Genomic DNA, 23,536 nt, shown 5'->3' with positions numbered 1-23,536 from the left:
TTACCCACCAGTACTCGGTTCCCGATAGGGGGTTCCGGTCAGATGTCTTACGCGTCACACATCACGGTGATCCTTGGGCGCACAGTAGTCCACCCGTATGACCGGGCGAAGATTTTCGCAGGTCCGGCGGCCTCTACCCAGGTGACCGGCGGAGTCCTAGGGTGATCGTCATGCGAGCCGGACCGGACAGCACCAGACAGCGCACGCGTATCCATGTGGTCAGCGACGTGCACGGCAACACCGAGGCGCTGGCCCGCGCCGGGGACGGCGCCGACGCGCTGGTCTGCCTCGGTGACCTGGTGCTCTTCCTCGACTACGCCGACCACTCGCGCGGCATCTTCCCCGACCTCTTCGGCGTGGAGAACGCCGACCGGATCGTCGCGCTGCGCACCGCGCGCCGCTTCGAGGAGGCCCGCGAGTTCGGCCGGGGCCTGTGGGCGGGCCGGGACCGCAACGCGGCGATCGTCTCGGCGGTGCGCAAGCAGTACGCCGAGCTCTTCGCGGCCTTCCCCACCCCGACGTACGCCACCTACGGCAACGTCGACATCCCCGGCCTGTGGTCCGAGTACGCGCATCCCGGCACCACCGTCCTGGACGGCGAACGGGCCGAGATCGGCGGCCGCGTCTTCGGCTTCGTCGGCGGCGGTCTGAAGACCCCCATGAACACCCCGTACGAGATCGGCGACGAGGAGTACGCGGCGAAGATCGAGGCGCTCGGCCCGGTCGACGTGCTCTGCACCCACATCCCGCCCGATGTGCCGGAGCTGACGTACGACACAGTGGCGCGCCGCTTCGAACGCGGCAGCCGGGCCCTGCTGGACGCCATCCACCGGACCCGCCCCCGGTACGCCCTGTTCGGCCACGTCCACCAGCCGCTGGTGCGCCGGATGCGGATCGGCGCCACCGAATGCGTGAACGTCGGCCACTTCGCGTCCACCGGCAGGCCCTGGTCCCTGGAGTGGTGACCACACCGGCGCCGGACCCTGGAACGAGGCGCCGCGCACACGCGATAGCCTTCTGACGGCAGGCATCTGCCGACGCACCGGTACACCGCACTGGAGGAGCCACGGCGATGGCTGAACACACCAGCTCGAGCATCACGATCGAGGCGGCACCGGCCGACGTCATGGGAGTGATCGCCGACTTCGCCCGCTACCCGGAGTGGACCGGTGAGGTCAAGGAGGCCGAGGTCCTCGCCGAGGACGACCACGGCCGCGCCGAGAAGGTCCGGCTCGTCCTCGACGCCGGAGCGATCAAGGACGACCACACCCTCGCCTACACCTGGATCGGCGACTACGAGGTCAGCTGGACCCTCGTCAAGTCCCAGATGCTGCGCGCCATCGACGGCTCCTACGCACTGGCCCCGCTCGGCGACGGCGACCGCACCGAGGTCACCTACCGGCTCACCGTCGACGTCAAGATCCCGATGCTCGGCATGATCAAGCGCAAGGCCGAGAAGGTCATCATCGACCGGGCCCTGGCCGGACTGAAGAAGCGCGTCGAGTCCGTCCCGAAGGCCTGATCCGGATGCGTACGGTCCTCGTCACCGGTCCCGGCGGCGCCGGCCGTACCACCGTCGCGGCGGCGACCGCGCTGGCCGCCGCCCGCCGGGGCCGGCGCACCCTGCTGCTGACCGCCGACGGCATACCCGGCTTCCCCGAGGACACCGAGCCCACCGAGGTCACCGACGGGCTGTGGTCCGCCCGCGTCGACTCCGGCGAGCACTTCCGCGGCGAACTGCTCGCCCTCCAGGACCAGGCCTCCGTCGTACTGGACCTGCTCGGCGGGAACCGGCTGGACGGCGAGGAGCTGACCGAGCTCCCCGGCAGCACCCAGCTCGCCCTGCTGCACAGCCTGCGCCGCGCCGCCGAGGGCGACTGGTCGCGGGCCGGCCACGACCTCCTCGTCGTCGACCTGCCACCCCTGCGCGAAGCACTCGCCCTGCTCGCCCTCCCCGAACAGCTGCGCCGCTATCTGCGCCGGCTGCTCCCCCCGGAACGCCAGGCCGCCCGCGCCCTGCGCCCGATGCTCGCCCAGCTCGCCGGTGTGCCCATGCCCGCCCAGTGGCTGTACGAGGCGGCCGCCCGCAGGGACGCCGAGCTGGCAGCCGTGCAGACCCTGATCGAGGCCCGCGACACCACGGTCCGGCTGGTCGCGGAGCCCGGCCCCGCCGCCGAGGACGCCCTGCGCACCGCCCGCACCGGCCTCGCCCTGCACGGACTGCGGGTCGACGCCCTCGCGGTCAACCGGGTGCTGCCCAGGCACTCGGCCGACCCCTGGTTCGCGGAACTCGCCGCCCAGCAGGAGAAGACCGTCGACCACTGGTACGAGGAGTGGGCGCCCGACGCCGCGCTGCGCGAGGTGCCCCACCTCGGCCGCGACCCGCGCGGCCCCGACGACCTCGCCCGCCTCGACACCGCGGCCGGCGCCTCCCGCGCGGACGGCGGACTCGCCGGGGGACTGGAGGGCCGGGGCCCCGGCCGGGCCGACGATCCCTGGTGGGTGGAGAGCCCCGACACCCCGGACGGCCTCGACGGGCTGCTCCCCGGCGCCCGGATCGTGACCACCGGCCCGCCGTCCGGCGACGGCGACCCGGTCCTCGTCTGGTGCCTGCCGCTGCCCGGCGCCGCCAAGAAGGACCTCCAGCTGGTCCGCCGCGGCGACGAACTGCTGCTCACCGTCGGCCCGTTCCACCGGATCGTCCCGCTGGAGTCCGGACTGCGCCGCTGCACCGTCTCCGGCGCCGCCCTCACCGACGGGGTGCTCCGGGTCCGGTTCACGCCGGACCCCGGGCTGTGGCCGAGGACGGGCTGAACGGCGCGTCGCGCTTCGGGTAACGTCGGTAGTACGTGCCCCGTATGCCGGGCCGCCGGCACACCACGTCGCAGGAGTCCGCCATGAGCGATGCCACCGATCGTCCCGTCGACGACGACGCGTGGGCGAAGGCCTGCGCCGAGGACCTCGAAGCGGAGAAGGCCCGCCGCCGGGCCCAGCACGGCCCGCCGCCCGGCTCCGCCGCCGAGGAGCTGCGCAAGCTGGTCGACGCCGTGGCCGACAAGTTCTCGTCCCTCCAGTCGCCGCTGTTCGGCGCGGCGGCCCAGGGCACCGTGCAGCAGATCATCAAGCAGGCGAAGTCCGCTGTCGAGCCCGTCATCGAGCGCAACCCCGACGTCTTCGACCACATCGCCGCGGCCGGCGGCGAACTCCTCGCCGCCTACCGTTCCGCCGTCGAGGGCCAGGAACGCCGCTGGACCCAGGGCACCCAGGACCCCGCCGGCACCGAGAAGAAGGCAGACGACCCCTCCGACCCCCGTGACGAGGGCCCCGCCGCGGGCGAACACATCGACCTGGACTGACCGGCACCGAAAGGGCCGGGTCCCCGGCTCGGGTACGGTTGGCCTCAGCGGGGCTCGACCGGAACTGAGGGATTCATGGGACTCACCATCGGCGTCGATATCGGCGGCACGAAGATCGCGGCTGGAGTGGTCGACGAAGAGGGCCGGATCCTCTCGACGCACAAGGTGCCGACCCCGCCGACGGCCGAAGGCATCGTCGACGCCATCGCCTCGGCCGTGTCCGGTGCGAGCGAGGGCCGTCGGATCGAGGCCGTCGGCATCGGCGCCGCCGGATACGTCGACGACAAGCGCGCCACCGTGCTCTTCGCGCCGAACATCAACTGGCGGCACGAGCCGCTGAAGGACAAGGTCGAACAGCGCGTCGGCCTTCCCGTCGTCGTCGAGAACGACGCCAACGCCGCCGCCTGGGGCGAGTACCGCTTCGGTGCCGGCCAGGGCCACGACGACGTCATCTGCATCACGCTCGGCACCGGCCTCGGCGGCGGCATCATCATCGGCAACAAGCTGCGCCGCGGACGCTTCGGTGTGGCCGCCGAGTTCGGCCACATCCGGGTCGTCCCGGACGGTCTGCTCTGCGGCTGCGGCAGTCAGGGCTGCTGGGAGCAGTACGCGTCCGGACGCGCACTCGTCCGGTACGCCAAGCAGCGTGCCAACGCCACCCCGGAGAACGCCACGATCCTGCTGTCGCTCGGCGACGGCACGGTGGACGGCATCGAGGGCAAGCACATCAGCCAGGCCGCCCGGCAGGGCGACCCGGTGTCGGTCGACTCGTTCCGCGAGCTGGCCCGCTGGGCCGGCGCCGGACTGGCCGACCTCGCCTCGCTCTTCGACCCGTCCGCGTTCATCGTCGGCGGCGGCGTTTCGGACGAGGGCGAGCTGGTGCTCGACCCGATCCGCAAGTCGTTCCGGCGCTGGCTGATCGGTGGCGAATGGCGCCCGCACGCCCAGGTCCTCGCGGCCCAACTGGGCGGCAAGGCCGGTCTGGTGGGCGCGGCCGACCTCGCCCGTCAGGGCTGAGCCGGCCGGACGGCAGCGAACCCGGACGCCCGTCGCGCCCTTGTGGCAGCGGCGGGCGTCCGTCGTATCGTGAGCCGCATGGTCCTGACGCCACTGCCCGACTCCCGTACCGAGCCGGACGGTTCGGCCGTCATCAGAGTGCTCAGCTACAACATCCGGTCGATGCGCGACGACCGCGAGGCGCTGGCCCGCGTCATCAACGCCTGCGCCCCCGACCTCGTCCTCGTCCAGGAAGCACCGCGGTTCTTCCGCTGGCGCAAGCGCGCGGCCTGGCTCGCGGCCCGTACCGACCTGGTCGTGCTCGGCGGCGGTGCCACGGCGGCCGGGCCGCTGCTGCTCTGCTCGCTGCGGGCCACCGTGGAGCGGACGCAGGACGTGCTGCTGCCGCTCACCCCAGGGCTGCACCGCCGGGGCTTCGCCACCTCGGTGGTACGGATCGCGGGCACCCGGATCGGGCTGCTGAGCTTCCACCTCAGCCTGCAACGGGACGAACGCCTGGCCCAGACCGAGATGCTGCTGGAGCGGCTGGACGACATGGGTGTCGAGCACGCGATCGCGGCCGGCGACCTCAACGACGTACCGACCGGGGGCGCGTTCCGGCGGCTGGCCGGGCGGCTCCAGGACTGCTGGGCGGTCCGGCCGTGGGGCGAGGAGCACACCTACTCGCCGGACCACCCGCGACGGCGCATCGACGCGATCTTCGCGACGGAGGGGATCGAGGTGCTCGGCTGCGGAGTCCCCGCCGGGCTGCCCGGGGTCACCGAGGCGGACCTGCGGGCGGCCACCGACCACCTGCCGGTGCTGGCGGTGCTGCGGGTGCCCGCGATGCTGCCCTGACACCCGAGCTCCGCCCCGGTCTCAGACGACCGCCCCGCGCCCGGGGTCGTCGCCGTCCTCGTCGTCGTCGTTCATCCGCGCCACCAGCGTGACGAAACCGCCCAGGAAACCGCCGACGCAGACCGTCGTCAGCCACCAGGTCATGTCCCACCGCAACAGCACCGCGATCAGCATCAGCACCGGACCGCCGACGACCGCGAGCCAGGCGAACTTCGCCGTGACATCGGCCTCCGGCAGCGGCGGCGGCTCCGGCGGGACGAAATGCCCCTCGTCGCCGCCGTCCGGATCGCCGTCCTTCGGCTCCGGGACCTCGTAGTCGCGCGGACCGATGACTCCGGGCGCGAAGACCACCGAGCTGCCGAGCGGCTTCTCCGGCGGCTTCGCGGACTTCGTACCGATCCCCTTGTCCGGATCCAGGACGGGCTGGTCGTCGTCCGGCAGCGCCAGATCCTCGATCGACCTGAACGGCCTGGCGCCCGGCGGGTCCGGCGGCTCCTCGCCGTACCCGGCGACGATCGCCTGCCACGCGGCGTCCTCGTCGACCGGCGGCTCGGACCGGGTGCCGTCGGCGCCCGGTGCCGCCTGCTGTGCCGCGCCGTCCTGCGGGCCCGTGCCGTCGTCGGGCACGGCCGCTCCCTCGGCGGGGAGAGGCTCGCGCTCCTCCTCGCTGCCCGCGCGCTCCGCGTCGTGCTCAGCCACCTGACGTGCTCCCCTTCTTTCCGACGCTCGGGGCGAGGCGGCCGATGAACCGGTAGCTCTCGTCGAAGATCCGCTCCGCATCGTGGTCCAACGTCGCGACGTGGTAGCTCTGTTCCAGCAGGATCTCCTCGATGTCCGTCGACGACACCCGGCTGAGGATGCGGGCCGAGTCGGCCGGCGGCACCACGTGGTCCTGCGGGCTGTGCAGCAGCACCAGCGGCTGGGTGACCTGGGGCAGCTCGGCATCGACCAGACGGAAGAACTTCCGCAGCGAATGCGCCGCGTGCAGCGGCACCCGGTCGTACCCCACCTCGTCGGACCCCGCCAGGGCGATGTCGCTCGCCAGCCCCTTCGTCGTCCGCACCAGATGGCGGGCGACCGGCAGCGCGTACGCCGACAGGCCGTGCACCTTGTTGGCCGGGTTGACCAGCACCAGGCCGCTGATCGCGTCCCCGTGCTTCGCCGCCAGCCGCAGCGTCAGCGCGCCGCCCATGGACAGCCCGAAGACGAAGACCTGGGCGCACCGTTCCAGCAGGGAGCGCAGCTCCCGGTCCACCTCCGCGTACCAGTCCTGCCAGCCGGTGAGCTGCATGTCCTCCCAGCGGGTGCCGTGCCCCGGCAGCAGGGGCAGCGAGACCGTGAGCCCGCGCTCCGCCAGGTGGTCGGCCCAGGGGCGCAGCGACTGCGGGGAACCGGTGAATCCGTGACAGAGGAGGACGCCGACCTCTCCGCCCTCGTGGCGGAACGGCTCGGCTCCGGGAAGGACCGGCACCGGGGTCTCCTGTTCGTGAGGCTCGCGGGGGAGCGAAAGGGGGAGTGCAGAGGATTACTTCACCGTACGCGACCGGGCCGACACCGACCAGGGCCGTCACCGACACCGACCGGAGCCGTCACGGGCACCGACCAGGGCCGTCACCCGCTGCGGCCGCCACAGCGGCTCCGTGCCGGGCGGGAGCGCGGGCGCCCCACGGGTTAAGGTCTGTCGGACAGCACACAGGAGGCACCCGAGTTGATCTACGGCGCAATGAAGTTCTCCATCGGCGGCTCACTGAAGCTCGCCTTCCGGCCATGGGTGGAGGGCCTGGAGAACATCCCCGCGCAGGGACCGGCGATCCTCGCGAGCAATCATCTGTCGTTCTCCGACTCCTTCTTCCTGCCGGCCGTCCTGGACCGCAAGGTCACCTTCATCGCCAAGTCCGAGTACTTCACCGCCCCCGGAGTGAAGGGCAAGCTGACCGCCGCCTTCTTCAAGGGCGTCGGCCAGCTCCCGGTGGACCGCTCGGGCGCCCGCGGCGCCGGTGAGGCGGCCATCAGGGCGGGCATCGAGGTCATCGAGAGCGGCGGCCTCTTCGGTATCTACCCGGAGGGCACCCGCTCGCCCGACGGCCGTCTCTACCGGGGCAAGCCCGGCGGGCTGGCCAGGGTGGCGCTGGCCACCGGGGCGCCCGTCATCCCCGTCGCGATGATCGACACGGAGAAGATCCAGCCGCCCGGCCAGGTGATGCCCAAGCTGATGCGCCCCGGGATCAGGATCGGCAAGCCGCTCGACTTCAGCCGCTACCACGGCATGGACGGGGACCGCTTCATCCTGCGCTCGGTCACCGACGAGGTGATGTACGAGATCATGAAGCTCTCCGGCCAGGAGTACGTCGACATCTACGCGACGGCGGCCAAGCGGCAGATCGCGGACGAGGCCAAGCGCCGCGCCGAGGCGGAGAAGCACAAGGACACCGGGTCTGCGACGCAGGGGTGAAGGAACGGTACGGCGCGTGAACGCGTCCGTTCCGTCCAGGGGGTGGGGTTTGTGGCCAGGCGTGAGCGGGTCGTACGTATGTCGGTCGAGCAGCCGCTGTGGAGTGCGCTGACCGCGTATCGCATCCTGACGATGCTGTACGCGGTACTGCTCGCCGTCTTCGGCCGGGAGAAGTACGACCGGCCGTGGGTGGCCGTCGCCTTCCTGGCGGTGCTGGTGGTCTGGACGCTCGCCACCCTCCCGAAGGTCTCGAACGCCACCGCCTGCACCAAACGCTTCCTCGGCGCCGATCTGACCGTCGCGCTCACCGGCATACTTCTCACCCCGCTCGCCGACTTCGAGGCCCAGCAGATGGACGGCCCGACGCTGCCGTCGATCTGGACCGCGGGCTCCGTGCTGGCCTTCGCGATCAAGGGCGGCTGGCGCTGGGCGGCCTTCGCGTCGAGCTTCGTCGCCGTCGCCAACATCGTCGAGCGCGGTCATCCCAGCCGGGACACCTTCCACAACGTGCTGCTGGTCTGGGTCGCCTCCATCGCCATCGGGTACGTCATCGAGGTGGCCAGGGCCAGTGAGCGCACCCTGGCCCGAGCCCTGGAGATCGAGGCCGCCACCCGCGAGCGGGAACGGCTGGCCCGGGACATCCACGACAGCGTGCTCCAGGTCCTGGCGATGGTGCAGCGCCGGGGCACCGCGATCGGCGGGGAGGCGGCCGAACTGGGCCGGATGGCCGGGGAGCAGGAGGTCGCCCTGCGCACCCTGGTCTCCAGCGGTCTCGTGCCCACCACCCGGGTCTCCGAGGACGCCGCCGAGGGCGCGGTGGTCCGCAGCGTCGAGGTCGACGACGAACCGTCCGAACAGGCCGACCGCGACCTGCGCGCACTGCTCGCCCCGCACGCCGGATCCCGGGTCAGCTTCGCGGAGCCGGGCGCTCCGGTGCTGCTGGCCGCCGCGGCCGCGACGGAGCTGGCGGCCGCTGTCAGTGCCGCCCTGGACAATGTCAGGGTCCACGCGGGGGAGAATGCCCAGGCATGGATCCTCGTCGAGGACTGGCCGGACGAGGTGATCGTGACGGTCCGGGACGACGGCCCCGGAATCCCGGACGGGCGGCTCGCCCAGGCCGAGGGGGAAGGGCGGATGGGTGTGGCCCTGTCGATCCGGGGGCGGCTGCGTGACCTGGGCGGCACGGCCGAGCTGATCTCGGTGCCCGGCCAGGGCACCGAGGTCGAGTTGAAGGTTCCGAAGGTTCCACGGGGGAAGGCAGGATCAGCGAGATGAGCACGGAGAACACCGGGGTCGCGCAGGAGCGGGCCATCAGGGTCATGGTGGTCGACGACCATCCGATGTGGCGCGACGCCGTCGCCCGCGACCTTTCCGAGTCGGGCTTCGACGTGGTGGCGACCGCGGGCGACGGACCGCAGGCCGTCCGCAGGGCCAAGGCCGTCACCCCCGACGTCCTGGTGCTCGACCTGAATCTGCCCGGCATGCCCGGCGTCCAGGTCTGCAAGGAGCTCGTCGGCTCCCACCCCGGGCTGCGGGTGCTGGTGCTCTCCGCCAGCGGTGAGCACGCCGACGTGCTGGAGGCGGTCAAGTCCGGCGCCACCGGCTATCTGCTCAAGTCGGCCAGTACGCAGGAGCTGACCGAGGCCGTGCGGTCCACCGCCGTCGGCGACCCCGTCTTCACACCGGGCCTGGCCGGGCTGGTCCTCGGCGAGTACCGCAGGCTCGCCTCCGACCCCGTGCCCGCCGCGTCCGACGAGCCCAAGGCCCCGCAGCTCACCGAGCGCGAGACCGAGGTGCTGCGGCTGGTCGCCAAGGGCCTCTCGTACAAGCAGATCGCCGAGCGGCTGGTCATCTCGCACCGCACCGTGCAGAACCACGTGCAGAACACCCTGGGCAAGCTCCAGCTGCACAACCGGGTGGAGCTGGTGCGGTACGCGATCGAGCGCGGTCTCGACGACGCCTGAGCCGGCGGCCCCGGCCGGGCGGCGCGGCAGGGGCATGGGCCGTATATTCGCGATGACCGGCGTGTTCGCGATGACCGGCCCGTGTCCCCGATCCGCCGGGCCCCCGATCCGCCCGACGAACGGGAGAAGCCGTGGAAATCCTGGCCTTCGGTGTGCAGTCCGACGAGAAGCCGCTGATCGAGAGGGCCTTCGCCGGACAGCACGAGGTCCGCTGCCTGGACGTCTTCCTGAACAAGGACACCGCCCCCATCGCGGCGGGCCACGAGATCATCTCCACCAGCGTCAACGCCGACCTGGGCGGCAGCGTCCTGCAGACCCTGGCGGCCGGGGGCACACAGATGATCGCCCAGCGATCCACCGGCTTCAACAACATCGACCTGGACGTCGCCGAACGCCTCGCGCTGCGGGTCGCCCGGGTCTCCTACTACTCGCCGTACTCGGTCGCCGAATTCGCCTGGACCCTGGCGATGGCCGTCAACCGCCGGATCATCCGGGCCGCGAGCCGCACCCGCGACTTCGACTTCCGGCTCGACGGACTCCTCGGCCGTGACATGCGCGGCCGCACGGCGGGCGTGATCGGCACCGGCAAGATCGGCGAGGCATTCACCCGGATCGCACACGGCTTCGGCATGGAACTGCTCGGCTGGGACGTCGCGGAGAACCCCGCCTGCACCGCCCTCGGCATGAAGTACGTGGAGAAGGAGCAGCTGCTCGCCGAGTCCGACCTGATCAGCCTGCACGTGCCGCTGCTCCCCGCGACCCACCACATCATCGGCGCGGACGCCCTGGCCCGGATGAAGGACGACGCGATCCTGGTCAACTCCAGCCGCGGCGGACTCATCGACACCACGGCGCTGGTCACCGAGTTGCGCGCGGGCCGCTTTTTGGGCGTGGGACTCGACGTGTACGAGGCGGAGGCCGGGCTGTTCTTCCTGGACAAGTCGCTGGAGGGCATCGACGACGACACCCTGGCCCGGCTCGTCACCTTCCCGAACGTCATCGTCACCTCGCACCAGGCGTACTACACCGAGGACGCGGTGGGCCAGATCATCGACGCGACGGTGGGCAACGTCGCCGACTACCTGGCCGGCCGCCGCAGCGACAACGTCCTGGTCCCGGCGCTCCCGGCGGCCTGAGCCGCCGGCGGGGCGGCCTCCGGCCCGGCGACCGGAGCCCACCCGACGGCCCTCCGGGATCCCGTCCCTTCAGCCGGCCACCGGCAATCCCGCCAGCAGCTCCGCCACGATCGCCGCACCGCGCAGCGTCAGCACCGACTCCGGGTGGAACTGCACCGAGGCGAAGCCCGGCCCGCGCAGCGCGTGCAGCTCACCGGTGGCCGCGTCCAGGCTCACCTCGACACCGTGCGCCGCGAGCTCGTCGGCCACCGGACCGTCGCAGCGCGCGGTGAAGCTGTTGTAGAAACCGACCGTCTCCGGCCGCCCGAACAGCTCGATCCGGGTCTGCGCGCCCTGGTACGGCACGGACTTGCGGGCGATCTCCAGGCCCAGCTCCGCCGCGATCAGCTCATGGCCGAGGCAGACCCCCAGCAGGCCGTACCGGTGGTCACGGACCAGCTCCGCGGCGAGCCCGCGCAGCAGCCGCATCTTCGGATCGCCGGTGTCGCCCGGATTCCCCGGCCCGGGGCCCAGCACGACAGGACCGGTGTGCGCCCGTACCAGCTCGCGCAGCCCCGGCTCGTCGTAACGGTGCACCGACACGTCGAGGCCCGAGGAACGCAGCAGATGCGCCAGCATCGCGGTGAAGGTGTCCTCCCCGTCGATCACCAGCGCCCGGCCGGACAGCTCGTGGGTGCGCTCCTGCATCCGCAGCCAGAACGGCGCGAGCCCGTCCCGCCGGGCATCCAGCGCCGCCCGCACCCGCGGGTCGCCCGCCAGCCGCGGCCGGGCCGCCTCGTCCACTGGCCGGCCGGGCCGCACCCCGAGCGCGGCGAGCACCCCTGCCGCCTTCGCATGGGTCTCGGCGACCTCGCCGTCCGGATCGGAGTGACGTACCAGGGTCGCCCCGACCGGTACCCGCAGCCGGCCGCCCGCCGAGATGTCGGCGGTACGGATCAGGATCGGCGAATCCAGGGTCTGCGCCCCGCCCGGCTCCTGCCGCAGCAGCGCCAGGGCCCCCGCGTAGTAGCCGCGCCCGCCGGGCTCGTACCGCTCGATGACCCGGCAGGCGTTCTGCACCGGGGAGCCGGTGACCGTGGCGGCGAACATGGTCTCCTTCAGCACCTCCCGCACATCCAGCGAGGAACGCCCGCGCAGCTCGTACTCCGTATGGGCGAGATGGGCCATCTCCTTGAGCCGCGGTCCGATCACCACCCCGCCCATGTCGCCTACGGTGCACATCATCTTGAGCTCCTCGTCGACCACCATGGAGAGCTCCTCGGTCTCCTTGCGGTCGGCGAGGAAGGACAGCAGGCCCTCAGCGGTCGGGCCCTCGGCGGGGTAGCGGTAGGTGCCGCTGATCGGGTTCATCACGACCGTTCCGCCGGACATCCGCACATGGACCTCCGGACTGGCGCCGACCAGCGTCCGGTCCCCGGTGTGCACGACGAAGGTCCAGTAGGCCCCCCGCTCACCGGCCAGCAGCCGCCGGAAGAGCGCCAGCGCGTCGGCCCGCCCGAAGCCCGGGATCTCGCCCTCGAAGGTCCGCCGGACGACGAAGTTCGCGCCCTCGCCCTGCCCGATCTCGTCCTCGACGACCCGCCGGACGATCCCGGCGTACTCCTGGTCCGGCACGTCGAAGGCACCGCCCTCGACCCGCACCTCCCGCACCGGCAGCCGGTCCAGCACCTCGGCGAGCGGCAGTTCGTACGTCTCCTCGGCGACCAGCACGGACAGCGGAGTCCCGTCGTCGCGCACATCGAAGCCGCGCTCGGCGATCTGCCGGAACGGCACCAGGGCGAGCGAGGGCAGTTCACCGACCGGGAGACCGGCGAGCCGGTCCGCTTCCCGCACCCGGCCGATCAGCACCTCGACGGTGTCCTGGTCGTGGCCGGGGGTGCGCCGGCGCAGCAGCGCGAACGGCGGGCAGCCGTCACTCAGGAGCCGGTCGACGACGGCATCGGTGCGGTGAGGCATGGGGTTGTTCCTTCCGGATGGAGGAACGGCTCCCGAAAACGCGGAGAAGGCCGCCCCTCGGGCGGCCTTCGCGTGGTCTGTCGCGCGCGATTTTCAGTGGGCCGCCGGATGAGCGGTCCACCACCAGTTCTGGTTTGTCTGCGCGAACATGTTCCGTACCCTAGCGGACGCCTGTCTCGTCCGAGCGCGTGTCTCATCTGTTGAGCCTGTGGATGGACCCACCGCCGAACCCCGTAATGTTGGGGATGTGACCGTGAACGCCAATACCTCCGTCGCCGGTGGCCACACCTGGCGAGACCTTCCCGCGGCGCAGCAGCCCGAGTACCCCGATGCCGAGGCTCTGCGCGATGTACTCGCGGACCTCACGTCGTATCCGCCCCTCGTGTTCGCGGGCGAGTGCGACCAGCTGCGCGCCCGCATGGGAGCCGTCGCCAAGGGCGAGGCGTTCCTGCTGCAGGGCGGTGACTGCGCCGAGGCCTTCGACGCCGTGTCGGCCGACCACATCCGGGCCAAGCTGAAGACGCTGCTCCAGATGAGCGCCGTCCTCACGTACGCGGCCTCCGTGCCCGTGGTCAAGGTGGGCCGGATCGCCGGGCAGTACTCCAAGCCGCGCTCCAAGCCGACCGAGACCCGCGACGGCGTCACCCTGCCGACCTACCGCGGCGACTCCGTCAACGGCTTCGCCTTCACCGAGAAGGAACGCGTCCCGGACCCCGAGCGACTGAAGCAGATGTACCATGCATCCGCTTCCACGCTGAACCTGGTCCGCGCCTTCACCACCGGCGGTTACGCCGACCTGCGCCAGGTGCACGCCTGGAACCAGGACTTCGTGAAGTCGTCCCCGTCCGGCCAGCGCTACGAGGCGCTCGCCCGCGAGATCGACAACGCGCTGAACTTCATGAAGGCGTGCGGCACGGACCCGGCCGAGTTCAAGGCGGTCGAGTTCTACGCCTCGCACGAGGGCCTGCTGCTGGACTACGAGTCGGCGCTGACCCGCACCGACTCGCGCACCGGCGAGCTGTACGACACCTCCGGCCACATGGTCTGGATCGGTGAGCGCACCCGCCAGATGGACGGCGCGCACATCGAGTTCGCCTCGAAGATCCGCAACCCCATCGGCATCAAGCTCGGCCCGACCACCACGGTCGACGAGGCGCTCGGCTACGTCGACCGCCTCGACCCCGAGCGCGAGCCCGGCCGGCTGACCTTCATCGTCCGGATGGGCGCCGACAAGGTCCGCGACAAGCTCCCGGCCCTGGTCGAGAAGGTCACCGCCTCCGGCGCCACCGTGGCGTGGGTGACCGACCCGATGCACGGCAACACCTTCGAGGCCGCCTCCGGCCACAAGACGCGCCGTTTCGACGACGTCCTGGACGAGGTCAAGGGCTTCTTCGAGGTGCACAAGGGCCTCGGTACCCACCCGGGCGGCATCCACGTCGAGCTCACCGGTGACGACGTCACCGAGTGCGTGGGCGGCGGACACGAGATCTTCGTGGACGACCTGCACCAGCGCTACGAGACGGCCTGCGACCCGCGGCTCAACCGCAGCCAGTCCCTCGACCTGGCGTTCCTGGTCGCCGAGATGTACCGGGACCAGTAGGCATCACCGCAGGCAGCGGACGTACGACTGTGGGGCACGGATCGATGTGATCCGTGCCCCACAGGGCGTCCGGAGGCTTTTAACGCCTCTGAGCGCCGGGTAAGGTTAGGTTAGCCTCACCGATAAACGGGGTGGCAGCGAACGACCCGATCCCGCCGGGAGGTGAACCGCGTGTACGTCTGCTCATGCTTCGGCATCACGGAGAAGCAGGTCAAGGAGCATGCGGACGCCGGGGCCTGCACGCCCCGGCAGATAGCCTCCGCCTGCAAGGCGGGCACGGACTGCGGCGGTTGCGTCCGGGCCATCCAGGCGATGCTCGGCCGCGGTGCCTGCCCGCGCCGCGAACTGCTCGACGGCAAGCGGATGCCCGGCGCCGACGCCGTGACGGGCCCCGAAACCGAACCGGGCATCGCCCCCGGCACGGCGCCGGGAATCGCGCTTCCCGACGCGGCCTGATCGTTTCGCCGGTGCCGGCCGATGGGTCCTAGCTGTCCGGCTGCTCGATCAGCTGGGCGATGTAGAGCGGCTCACCGAGCTTCTCGACCAGTTCCAGCTGGGTGTCGAGATAGTCGATGTGGTGCTCCTCGTCCGCCAGGATCGACTCGAAGATGTTCGCGGACGTGATGTCGCCCTTGCCGCGCATCAGCTCGATCCCGCGCTTGAGGCGGTCGATCGCCTCCACCTCGACCTGACGGTCCGCCTGGAACATCTCGGTGACCGTCTGGCCCACCCGCACATGGAACAGCCGCTGGTAGTTGGGCAGTCCGTCGAGGAAGAGGATCCGGTCCGTGAGGATCTCGGCGTGCTTCATCTCGTCGAACGACTCGGAGCGGGTGTACTTCGCGAGTTTCGTCCAGCCGAAGTTGTCCTGCATCTTCGCATGCAGGAAGTACTGGTTGATGGCAGTCAATTCTGCGGTCAGCTGCTCGTTCAGGAACTCAAGGACCTCGGGGTCGCCCTGCATCGCACAGGCTCCTTCCAACCGGTGAACTGGGCAAGTTGGCCGCATCTTCGCATCGCACCCGATGACCGTCCAGTAAGTGCAGGCTTACTGTGAGTTGTCCGAATCGCCCCCCGCCCTGGTCGGGACCACCCCTGCCTGTCTGTCACCATGGAGACATGGGTCAGCCGGAAAGCCGGGAACAACGCGCGTCAGAGCAGTCCGAGCTTCCGCCGGGCCAGCGACTCCAGCGCGGTTGGCCGGTTACCCACTACGGGCCCGTGCCGAAGTTCAAGCCGGACCGCTGGGAGTTCCGGGTCTTCGGGGCCACCGCGGACGGCGAGAAGCACTGCTGGAACCATCAGGAATTCTCGGTGCTGCCGTTCGCCTCGGTCGTCGCCGACCTGCATTGCGTCACCAAATTCAGCATGATCGGTGCCGAATGGGGCGGAGTCCTCGCCCGTACGGTTCTGGAACTCGCGCCGCCCGCGCCGAACGTCACCCATGTGATGGTCTGGGCCGAGTATGGATTCAGCTCGAATCTGCGGCTCTCCGACTTCGCCTCGGACCGAACACTTTTCGCCACCCACAAGGGCGGGGAACTGCTCACCGCCGAGCACGGATTCCCGCTCCGCCTCGTCGTGCCGCACCTCTACGCCTGGAAGGGGCCCAAGTGGGTCCGGGGCGTCGAGTACATGACGGCCGACCGCCGGGGCTTCTGGGAGGAGCGCGGGTACCACAACATCGGTGACCCGTGGAGCGAGCAGCGGTACTCCTACCAGGAAGAGCCCGGGGACGGCCCCGAGCTCTGATCCCGGCGGCTCCCGGGGCCGGTCCGTCCCGTCCCGTCCGGCCCCGTGGCGCTCCTCAGTGGTGGTACTGGTGCACCACCGCGTGCCCCTTGCCCCGGCCGATCATCCACTTGTTGACCGGTGTGGTGACGACGAAGGCGACGGCGAGCGAGATCGCGAGGGCGCCCCAGAACAGCGTGTCGGCGAGTGTGGCGTCCATGGCGCCCGGCCACAGCGCGATCACGCCGTTGTCGATCAGCTCCATCACCGCGATGGACAGGGTGTCGGCGGCGAAGGCGACTCTCAGCGCCGTACGGAAGTCGACGCCGGCCTTCAGGACGGAGCGCAGGGTCAGCGAGTAGCCGAAGAAGAAGGCCAGGACGATCGCGAGGACCATCGTCTCCGTGTTGCCCCAGCCGAGCGCCGTGCCGATCACCATGCCGAGGATCTCGCCGATGGCGCAGCCGGTGAGGCAGTGCAGCGTGGCCCTGGCGGCCATGGACCAGCCGACCCCGCCGGGGTGATGGGAGGTGGTGTGTGCGGCGTGATCCGCATGGCTGACGGGCCGGCCGTCGTGTTCGTGGTGTGTGCCGTGCTGCATGGTGAACCCCCGGACGTCGAGTAACGGTTCCTGCCGACAGCAGGAACCGTATACCCCCCTGGGGTATTCCTCAATGGGTCGGGGAGCTCCGTCGGTCCAGGTCGCGCAGCCCCTTCAGCCGCGCCACATCCGCCGCGTGGCCTTCCTTGCCGCCCGGCGTCTCGATGATCAGCGGTACGCCTTCGGTCGCCGGGTGCGAGAAGAGCTCGCGGAAGGGTTCCTCGCCGATGTGCCCGGCGCCGATGTTCTCGTGCCGGTCCTTGTGGGCTCCCACCACGTCCTTGGAGTCATTGGCGTGGATCAGTTTCAGCCGGCCCTCGCCGACCGTCGCCACCAGCTGGTCCAGGGTCTGCCGCATGCCCACCGGCCCGGTCAGGTCGTGGCCCGCCGCGTAGATGTGGCAGGTGTCGAGGCAGATGCCGAGCCTGGGATGGGCGTCGAGCGCGTCGAAGTACGGGCCGAAGTCCCAGGTCCGCGAGCAGAGCGAGAACCCCTGCCCGGCGGTCGACTCCAGCAGCAGATACGGGTCGTCGTCGTGCGTCAGCTCGTCCAGCAGCGGCCGCATGTGCGTGCGCACCTGCGCGAGGGCCTGCTCGCGCGGCCGCCCGCCGGTCGCCGACCCGGTGTGCACCACGACGCCCAGGGCGCCGATCTCGCGGGCCCGGCGCAGCGAGTGGCGCAGCGAGTCCACCGACTTCTCCACGGTCGCCCCGGTGTGCGATCCGAAGTTGATCAGATACGGGGCGTGCACGTACGCCGGCATGGACGCGGCGGCGCACTCGGCGCGGAACCGCTCGTCCTGGGCCGGACTTCCGACCGGGGTCGCCCAGCCGCGCGGATTGGCGACGAAGACCTGGACGGCCTCCGCCCCCATCTCGCGGGCGTAGGGGAGGCCGACCTTGGCGAGGCCGCCGGCCACCGGGATGTGGCCGCCGACTGGGTTGCGCATATGGATCTAGAGTCCCTTGGTCTTGATGGTGATGGTGCTGCCCTCGGCGGCCTGCTCGCCGCCGTCGACGGACTGGCTCGCGACGGTGTCGCTGAAGGACAGGAACGGACGGTCGACCTTGACCTCGAAGCCCGCGTCCTTCAGCTCGCTGGTGGCTTCGTCGACGTCCTTCCCGGTGACGTCGGGGACGTCGATCATCCGCGGCCCGTCGGAGACCGTGAGCTCGATGGTGTCGCCCTCGGCGGCCTCGGCACCCGCGCCCGGCGACTGCCGGGCGATGTCGCCCGCGTCCTCGGGGGAATGGACCCGGCCGGGCAGCACCTTGGCCTTGAGCCCCTCGTCCGCCAGCGTGGCGGTGGCGTCCGCGACGGACAGCCCGCTGACGTCCGGGACGTCCACCGGGGCGCCCTTGCTGACATGGAGGGCGACCGCCGAGTCCGGGTGGCGCTCGGTGCCCGCCGCCGGGTCCGTACGGATCACGTCGCCCCGGACCGTCCCGTCGCTGAACTCCTTGGTGACCATGCCCGGTACCAGGCCGGCCTTCTTCAGCTCACGCCTGGCGTCGGCGAGCGAGAGGTCCCGGACGTCGGGCACCTTCACGATCTCGGGGCCGCGCGAGACGACGAGCTTCACCGCGTCGTTGCCCCTGACGCGTTCGCCGGACCCCGGATCGCTGCTGATGACCTTGCCGCGGTCCACGGTGTCGCTGTACGCCCGCTCGACGCCCTTGAGCTCCAGGCCGGCCTTCGAGAGCCGCTGCCGGGCGTCCTTCTCGGTCTGGCCGAGCAGCAGGGGGACCTGGGTGAACTGCCCGGAGTTGATGTACCAGACACCGGTGCCGATCCCCAGCGCCAGCAGCACGCCGACGACCACGGCGACCACCGAGCGCCGCGGACCGCGGCGGCGCCGGTCCTGCGGCGCGGTGGGCGGGGGCACCTCCAGCCGACTGGTGTGGTGCGAGACGCCCTGGCCGGCCGGGAGCAGCCGCGGGATCACGCTGGTGCGGTCCTCGGCGGCGTCGTGCGTCTCGGCGGTGGCCTGCGGCGGCACGGCGTCCAGCTGGGCGTCGGTGAGGCCGGAGCGGGCCGCACGGGTCTCGGCGAGCAGCGCCACCGCGTCGAACGGGCGGCCCTCGGGATTGCGGGCGGTGGCGCTCGCCACCAGGTCGTCCAGCCCGGCCGGGAGCCCCGGGACGGCGGCCGACGGCGCCGGAACGGGCTCGTTGAGGTGCTGGTAGAGCACCTGGGCGGCGGTGTCGCCGCCGTGCGGCTTGGAGCCGGTCAGCATCTCGTACAGCACGACGCCGCAGGCGTACACGTCGGTGCGGGTGTCCGCCGTGCCGTTCTCTATCTGCTCGGGGGCGAGATAGGAGACCGTGCCCAGGAGGGACCCGGTGGTGTTGGTGACGGTGCCCACCGCGCGCACGAGGCCGAAGTCGGCCACCTTGACCCGGCCGTCGTCCCCTATCAGGACGTTCTCCGGCTTCATGTCGCGGTGCACGAACCCCGCCCGGTGTGCGGCGCCGAGCGCGGCGAGGACCGGCTCCAGGATGTCCAGCGCGGCCCTCGGCTGGAGGGCGCCGCGATCGCGCAGCACGTCGCGCAGCGTGCAGCCCGCGACGTACTCCATCGCCAGGTAGACGTACTGCCCCTGGGCGCCCTGGTCGAAGACCGCGACCACATTGGGGTGCGCGAGCCGGGCCACCGACTTGGCCTCGCGGATGAAGCGCTCGACGAACGAGGCGTCGGTCGCCAGCGCCGGGTGCATCACCTTGAGGGCGAGCACCCGGTCCAGCCGGGTGTCCACGGCCCGGTAGACCGTGGCCATGCCGCCCACGGCGATGCGGGCATCGACGCGGTAGCGGCCGTCGAGCAGCTGCCCGACAAGAGGGTCCTGGAGGGTCGTATCCACGCAGGCGAGTCTACGAGCCGCCACGGACACGACCCACGGGCCGGGGCGGTCCCGGGGCCGTACTGAAGCCGAGCCGTGACAGGAACACGCGTTCCACCGCCGTACCGGCGGCTCAGAAGGCCGGGCGCTCCGGGTCCAGCACCGCCCGCCCCTCCACCGGCGACGACGCCTCGGCGAAGTGGCGGCGCGGAATCCGGCCGGCCCGGTACGCCAGCCGCCCGCCCTCCACCGCGTGACGCATCGCCGCCGCCATCAGCTCGGGCTCCTGGGCCCGGGTCACCGCGGACGCCAGCATCACCGCCGCACACCCCAGCTCCATCGCGAGCGCCGCGTCGGAGGCCGTCCCGGCGCCCGCGTCCAGGATCACCGGCACCCGGGCCTGTTCGACGATCAGCCGGAAGTTGTGCGGATTGCGGATGCCGAGCCCGGAGCCGATGGGGGAGCCGAGCGGCATCACCGCCGCGCACCCCACGTCCTGGAGCCGGCGCGCCAGCACCGGGTCGTCATTGGTGTACGGCAGCACGGTGAAGCCGTCGTCCACCAGGATCTCCGCGGCGTCCAGCAGCTCGATCGGATCGGGCAGCAGGGTCCGCTCGTCCGCCACCACCTCCAGCTTGATCCAGTCGGTGCCGAGCGCCTCGCGGGCCAGCCGGGCGGTCAGCACGGCCTCACCCGCGGTGAAGCACCCCGCCGTGTTCGGCAGCACGCGGATGGAGAGCCGCTTCAGGACGGAGAGCACCGAGCCCTGGACGGTCGGGTCGAGGCGGCGCATCGCGACGGTGGTCAGCTCGGTGCCGGAGGCGGTCAGCGAGCGCTCCAGCACGTCGAGGCCGGCCGCCCCGCCCGTACCCATGATCAGCCGGGAGCCGAACGCGGTGCCGCCGAGGGTGAAGAGGTCGTCGGACACGGTCAGCCTCCCTGGACGGCGGTCAGGACCTCGACGCGGTCGCCGTCACGGAGCACGGCGGTGGACCACCGGCCGCGCGGTACGACGGTCTCGTTGACGGCGGCCGCGACACCGGTGTGCGCGGTGGTGAGCGAGGCGACGAGCGATGCCAGGGTGGTGCCGGCGGCGACCGGACGGGCCTCGCCGTTCACGGACACGGTGGGCGGTGCGGACTCGGTCATGCGGGCTGCTCCTGACGTACGGAGGCGGTGGCGGAGGCGAAACGGTGCGGGGTGAAGGGGCGGGCCGGCTCGGGCGGCTCGCCGCCGGTGAGGAACTCCGCCATGACGTCGCCGGTGATGGGGGTGAGCAGCACCCCGTTGCGGTGGTGGCCGGTGGCGAGGTGGAGGCCGGGCAGGGCGGTGGGGCCCAGCAGCGGGGCGTTGTCGGGGGAGGCGGGGCGCAGGCCGGCCAGGGTCTCGGTGAGCGGCAGTTCGGTGATGCCGGGGACCAGCTCGTGGGCGTCGCGCAGCAGCTCGTAGACCCCGCCCGCGGTGACCGCGGTGTCCCAGCCCATCTCCTCGCTGGTGGCACCGACGACCAGCTCGCCGTTCTCGCGCGGTACGAGGTAGACGTGGCCGCCCCGGACCACTGCCCGGATCGTCCGGCTCAGGAACGGCGCGTACCCGGCGGGCACGGTCAGCCGCACCACCTGGCCCTTCACCGGCCGGACCGGTGGCACCACCTCGTCCGGCAGCCCGGGCAGCCGCCCGCTGAGGCTCCCCGCGGCGAGCACGACCTGGTCGGCGGCCAGCTCCGTACCTCCGGCGAGCACCGCCCCGGAGGCCCTGCCGCCCACCACGCCCAGCCGCTCCACCCAGCCGCGGTGGAAGACCACCCCGGCCCGTTCACAGGCGGTCAGCAGGGCGGCGGCCAGCCGGCGGGGATCGATCTGGTGGTCGCCGTCGACCCGCAGGCCGCCCCGGACGCCCGGCGCGAGCATCGGCTCCAGCCGACGGCACTCACGGCCGGTGAGCCACTCCGATTCGAGGCCCGAACGCTGCTGGAGGGCATGCAGATCCCGCAGATGGGCACGGTCGTCGGAGTCCAGCGCGACGGCCAGCGTGCCGCAGGTGCGAAAGCCGGTCTCCTGGCCGCTCGCCTCTTCCAGCTCGGCCACGAAGGCCGGATAGCGGGCGGCCGAGGCGACGTTGAGGCCCAGCAGCAGCTGTTCGCCGTAGTGGAGTTCGGTGACGGCGGCCAGCATGCCGGCCGCCACCCGGGCGGCGCCGCCACCCGGTTCGGGGTCGGCCACCGCCGTACGCAGTCCGCGCTGAGCGGCCCGCCAGGCCGTCACCAGGCCGATGATCCCGCCCCCGATGACGAGGACATCGGATCCGTTCCCGTTCCGAGAAGAACGCATGGGCTTCCAGCCCCTCCCTTCGCCGGCATGACCCGGATCAGGTTCGTACGGTCGGAGGCCGCCCAGCCTCCCTCTCAGCCCGGTGCGTCCGGGCTCCCGCGAGTGTCTTACGTCGGCCACCCTAAACCCCGCCCCCACCGGACCGGTGCGGGAGCTGTCACACGGCCCGCCCGCCCGACGTCATCGCCCGCACCGGGAGGACGGCCGGATCCGGCCGGACAAGTGGTGGGAGCGGGAGCCGCGGCAGGGCGGCGGGACGAGCAGGGTCGGGCAACCCACCCTTTCCTGACGATCAATCAGGTGCTTATGGTGTACGGGTGAGCGATCAGCAGCAGTCAGAGCAGCCGGACCGGCGGACAGGACGCCGCGTCGTCGTCGTCGGCGCGGGCATGGCCGGGGTGCAGACCGCGGTGGCCCTGCGGGAACAGGGCTTCACCGGCCCCGTCACCCTGATCGGCGCGGAACCGCACCAGCCCTACGACCGCCCCCCGCTGTCCAAGGCGGTGCTGCTCGGCAAGGCCGAGGACTCCGCCTTCGACATCGACTTCGAGGCGCTGGAGATCGAGCTGCACCTGGGGCGTGAGGTGACCGGTGTCCGGCCGGACGCGCACGAACTGGACACCCCGGAAGGGCCCGTTCCCTACGACGCCCTGGTGATCGCGACCGGTGCCGAACCGGTCGTCCTGCCCGGCACCGAGGGCGTTCCCGGCGTCCATCTGCTGCGCACCCTCGACGACGCGGCACGGCTGCGGCCGGTCCTCGACGAGCAGCACGGCGTCGTGGTCGTCGGCGCGGGCTGGATCGGCGCCGAGTTCGCCACCGCGGCCCGCGCCGCCGGCTGCGCGGTCACCGTCGTCGAGGCCGCCGACCGGCCCCTGGCGGGCGCCATGCCCGCGGAGGTCGCCGCCCCGATGGCCGCCTGGTACGCGCAGACCGGCGCCGAACTCCTCACCGGGGCCCGGGTCGAGCGCATCGAGCCGGGCCGGGTGGTCCTCGCGGACGGGCGTACCGTCCCGGCCGGAGCGGTCGTCGTCGGAATCGGCGCCCGCCCCGCCACCGGCTGGCTGGCCGGTTCGGGCATCGCGCTCGGCCCCGACGGATCGGTGACCGCCGACGAGGCGCTGCGCACCTCGGCGCCCGATGTGTACGCGGTGGGCGACTGCGCCTCGTTCCCCTCCGCCCGGTACGGCGAACGCCTGCTCGTCCACCACTGGGACAACGCGCTCCAGGGCCCGCGCACCGCCGCCGCCAACATCATCGGCGCGGCGGCCGACGACGTCCCGGAGCCGGTGGCGTACGACCCCGTGCCGTACTTCTGGTCCGAGCAGTTCGACCGGTTCGTGCAGTACGCGGGCCACCACGGGAACGCCGACACCCTGCTGTGGCGCGGCGATCCGGCCGGACCCGCCTGGTCGGTGTGCTGGCTGCGGGACGATGTCCTGGTCGCGGTGCTCGCCGTCGGGCGGCCGCGCGATCTGGCCCAGGGGCGCAAGCTCATCGAGGCGGGGGCGCGGCTCGATCCCGAACGGGCCGCCGACCCGGCCGTACCGCTGAAGTCGGCGATCCGTCAGTAGCGTGCCGCAGGGCGTACGGGGGCGTCCGGAACGCGGGCGGCCCCCCTGGACGGCGGCCAGGAACCGGTGCATCTCGCTCTTCCTCCGCACCGGCGCGCACGCGGCCCGGACCGGCGGCAGGGTCACCGTCGACACCCTCACCG

Annotated in this window: 25 protein-coding genes and 1 riboswitch; of the genes, 14 read left to right on the top strand and 11 right to left on the bottom strand. The window is 71.9% G+C overall.

The features are described 5' to 3' along the window. Nucleotides 1-170: 170 nt before the first annotated feature. From ACGF8B_RS14625 to ACGF8B_RS14600, 6 genes are all read left to right on the top strand, one after another. Nucleotides 171-965, top strand: a complete 795-nt coding sequence (locus tag ACGF8B_RS14625) for a metallophosphoesterase (RefSeq protein WP_392738002.1) — start codon at nucleotides 171-173, stop codon at nucleotides 963-965. A 107-nt stretch (nucleotides 966-1,072) separates the two neighbouring features. Beyond that, nucleotides 1,073-1,522 carry an SRPBCC family protein gene (locus tag ACGF8B_RS14620; RefSeq protein WP_266916385.1) on the top strand — a complete coding sequence of 150 codons (450 nt, stop codon included), beginning with the start codon at nucleotides 1,073-1,075 and terminating at the stop codon, nucleotides 1,520-1,522. A 5-nt stretch (nucleotides 1,523-1,527) separates the two neighbouring features. Then, nucleotides 1,528-2,814 (top strand): ArsA-related P-loop ATPase, encoded by a 1,287-nt coding sequence (locus ACGF8B_RS14615; RefSeq protein ID WP_392737999.1) that lies wholly within the window; start codon nucleotides 1,528-1,530, stop codon nucleotides 2,812-2,814. An 83-nt stretch (nucleotides 2,815-2,897) separates the two neighbouring features. Next, nucleotides 2,898-3,356, top strand: coding sequence for a DUF5304 domain-containing protein (locus ACGF8B_RS14610; protein WP_392737997.1), 459 nt, complete (start codon nucleotides 2,898-2,900; stop codon nucleotides 3,354-3,356). 75 nt (nucleotides 3,357-3,431) lie between these two features. Continuing rightward, nucleotides 3,432-4,373, top strand: a complete 942-nt coding sequence (locus ACGF8B_RS14605) for an ROK family glucokinase (protein ID WP_392737994.1) — start codon at nucleotides 3,432-3,434, stop codon at nucleotides 4,371-4,373. Nucleotides 4,374-4,451: 78 nt separating this feature from the next. Continuing rightward, a complete protein-coding gene (locus tag ACGF8B_RS14600) occupies nucleotides 4,452-5,210 on the top strand; it encodes an endonuclease/exonuclease/phosphatase family protein (RefSeq protein ID WP_392737992.1) in 759 nt (252 codons plus the stop codon). A gap of 21 nt (nucleotides 5,211-5,231) precedes the next feature. Here ACGF8B_RS14600 and ACGF8B_RS14595 read toward each other — a convergent pair whose 3' ends face one another. Together ACGF8B_RS14595 and ACGF8B_RS14590 are read right to left on the bottom strand one after the other, a co-directional pair. Beyond that, a complete protein-coding gene (locus ACGF8B_RS14595) occupies nucleotides 5,232-5,909 on the bottom strand; it encodes a hypothetical protein (RefSeq protein ID WP_392737989.1) in 678 nt (225 codons plus the stop codon). Beyond that, nucleotides 5,902-6,681 (bottom strand): alpha/beta hydrolase, encoded by a 780-nt coding sequence (locus tag ACGF8B_RS14590; protein ID WP_392737987.1) that lies wholly within the window; start codon nucleotides 6,679-6,681, stop codon nucleotides 5,902-5,904. The genes ACGF8B_RS14595 and ACGF8B_RS14590 overlap by 8 nt, the downstream gene beginning before the upstream one ends. 237 nt (nucleotides 6,682-6,918) lie before the next feature. Between ACGF8B_RS14590 and ACGF8B_RS14585 the strand changes: the two genes are divergently transcribed. The 4 genes from ACGF8B_RS14585 (at nucleotide 6,919) to ACGF8B_RS14570 (ending at nucleotide 10,762) form a co-directional block, all read left to right on the top strand. After that, a complete protein-coding gene (locus ACGF8B_RS14585) occupies nucleotides 6,919-7,662 on the top strand; it encodes a lysophospholipid acyltransferase family protein (protein WP_392737984.1) in 744 nt (247 codons plus the stop codon). Nucleotides 7,663-7,713: 51 nt separating this feature from the next. Then, nucleotides 7,714-8,937, top strand: coding sequence for a MacS family sensor histidine kinase (gene macS / locus ACGF8B_RS14580; RefSeq protein WP_392737981.1), 1,224 nt, complete (start codon nucleotides 7,714-7,716; stop codon nucleotides 8,935-8,937). Beyond that, a complete protein-coding gene (locus ACGF8B_RS14575) occupies nucleotides 8,934-9,626 on the top strand; it encodes a response regulator transcription factor (RefSeq protein WP_342286885.1) in 693 nt (230 codons plus the stop codon). The genes macS and ACGF8B_RS14575 overlap by 4 nt, the downstream gene beginning before the upstream one ends. A 131-nt stretch (nucleotides 9,627-9,757) precedes the next feature. Next, a complete protein-coding gene (locus ACGF8B_RS14570) occupies nucleotides 9,758-10,762 on the top strand; it encodes a 2-hydroxyacid dehydrogenase (protein WP_392737978.1) in 1,005 nt (334 codons plus the stop codon). A gap of 69 nt (nucleotides 10,763-10,831) precedes the next feature. Here ACGF8B_RS14570 and ACGF8B_RS14565 read toward each other — a convergent pair whose 3' ends face one another. Beyond that, nucleotides 10,832-12,718, bottom strand: a complete 1,887-nt coding sequence (locus tag ACGF8B_RS14565) for an anthranilate synthase family protein (RefSeq protein WP_392737976.1) — start codon at nucleotides 12,716-12,718, stop codon at nucleotides 10,832-10,834. 93 nt (nucleotides 12,719-12,811) lie between these two features. Beyond that, nucleotides 12,812-12,868, bottom strand: coding sequence for a trp operon leader peptide (locus tag ACGF8B_RS14560; RefSeq protein ID WP_107408160.1), 57 nt, complete (start codon nucleotides 12,866-12,868; stop codon nucleotides 12,812-12,814). A gap of 103 nt (nucleotides 12,869-12,971) precedes the next feature. Here ACGF8B_RS14560 and ACGF8B_RS14555 point away from each other — a divergent pair, with 103 nt between their 5' ends. Together ACGF8B_RS14555 and ACGF8B_RS14550 are read left to right on the top strand one after the other, a co-directional pair. Further along, nucleotides 12,972-14,318: a class II 3-deoxy-7-phosphoheptulonate synthase gene (locus ACGF8B_RS14555; protein WP_392737974.1), complete on the top strand. Its 1,347-nt coding sequence runs from the start codon at nucleotides 12,972-12,974 to the stop codon at nucleotides 14,316-14,318. Nucleotides 14,319-14,489: 171 nt separating this feature from the next. Further along, complete coding sequence (locus tag ACGF8B_RS14550) at nucleotides 14,490-14,774, top strand: bacterioferritin-associated ferredoxin (RefSeq protein WP_392737972.1); 285 nt, start codon at nucleotides 14,490-14,492, stop codon at nucleotides 14,772-14,774. Between the two features lie 28 nt (nucleotides 14,775-14,802). On the opposite strand, the gene bfr is transcribed toward ACGF8B_RS14550, so the two are convergent. After that, nucleotides 14,803-15,282, bottom strand: coding sequence for a bacterioferritin (gene bfr / locus ACGF8B_RS14545; RefSeq protein WP_124718145.1), 480 nt, complete (start codon nucleotides 15,280-15,282; stop codon nucleotides 14,803-14,805). Nucleotides 15,283-15,437: 155 nt separating this feature from the next. On the opposite strand from bfr, the gene ACGF8B_RS14540 reads away from it, so the two are divergent. Next, a complete protein-coding gene (locus ACGF8B_RS14540; RefSeq protein WP_384761022.1) occupies nucleotides 15,438-16,070 on the top strand; it encodes a sulfite oxidase-like oxidoreductase in 633 nt (210 codons plus the stop codon). Between the two features lie 55 nt (nucleotides 16,071-16,125). On the opposite strand, the gene ACGF8B_RS14535 is transcribed toward ACGF8B_RS14540, so the two are convergent. From ACGF8B_RS14535 to thiO, 6 genes are all read right to left on the bottom strand, one after another. Further along, nucleotides 16,126-16,650 (bottom strand): DUF4396 domain-containing protein, encoded by a 525-nt coding sequence (locus tag ACGF8B_RS14535; protein WP_392737969.1) that lies wholly within the window; start codon nucleotides 16,648-16,650, stop codon nucleotides 16,126-16,128. 70 nt (nucleotides 16,651-16,720) lie between these two features. After that, nucleotides 16,721-17,599, bottom strand: coding sequence for a deoxyribonuclease IV (locus ACGF8B_RS14530; RefSeq protein WP_392737967.1), 879 nt, complete (start codon nucleotides 17,597-17,599; stop codon nucleotides 16,721-16,723). 6 nt (nucleotides 17,600-17,605) lie between these two features. Next, a complete protein-coding gene (gene pknB, locus ACGF8B_RS14525) occupies nucleotides 17,606-19,510 on the bottom strand; it encodes a Stk1 family PASTA domain-containing Ser/Thr kinase (protein WP_392737965.1) in 1,905 nt (634 codons plus the stop codon). A gap of 112 nt (nucleotides 19,511-19,622) precedes the next feature. Next, nucleotides 19,623-20,417 carry a thiazole synthase gene (locus ACGF8B_RS14520; protein WP_392737963.1) on the bottom strand — a complete coding sequence of 265 codons (795 nt, stop codon included), beginning with the start codon at nucleotides 20,415-20,417 and terminating at the stop codon, nucleotides 19,623-19,625. 2 nt (nucleotides 20,418-20,419) lie between these two features. Further along, nucleotides 20,420-20,638 carry a sulfur carrier protein ThiS gene (thiS, locus tag ACGF8B_RS14515; protein ID WP_392737961.1) on the bottom strand — a complete coding sequence of 73 codons (219 nt, stop codon included), beginning with the start codon at nucleotides 20,636-20,638 and terminating at the stop codon, nucleotides 20,420-20,422. Beyond that, complete coding sequence (gene thiO / locus ACGF8B_RS14510; protein ID WP_392737959.1) at nucleotides 20,635-21,819, bottom strand: glycine oxidase ThiO; 1,185 nt, start codon at nucleotides 21,817-21,819, stop codon at nucleotides 20,635-20,637. Before thiO ends, thiS begins: the two co-directional genes overlap by 4 nt. Then, nucleotides 21,817-21,929: riboswitch (TPP riboswitch) on the bottom strand. (Overlaps the previous gene by 3 nt.) A gap of 207 nt (nucleotides 21,930-22,136) precedes the next feature. On the opposite strand from thiO, the gene ACGF8B_RS14505 reads away from it, so the two are divergent. Continuing rightward, nucleotides 22,137-23,393: an NAD(P)/FAD-dependent oxidoreductase gene (locus tag ACGF8B_RS14505; RefSeq protein ID WP_392737957.1), complete on the top strand. Its 1,257-nt coding sequence runs from the start codon at nucleotides 22,137-22,139 to the stop codon at nucleotides 23,391-23,393. Nucleotides 23,394-23,536 lie beyond the last annotated feature (143 nt).

It is taken from the genome of Streptomyces sp. NPDC047917, assembly GCF_043204345.1.
In the GTDB taxonomy this organism is placed as follows: domain Bacteria; phylum Actinomycetota; class Actinomycetes; order Streptomycetales; family Streptomycetaceae; genus Streptomyces; species Streptomyces sanglieri.
The sequence above is the reverse complement of the archived record's forward strand: the minus strand, read 5'-3'. Positions and strand labels throughout refer to the sequence as shown.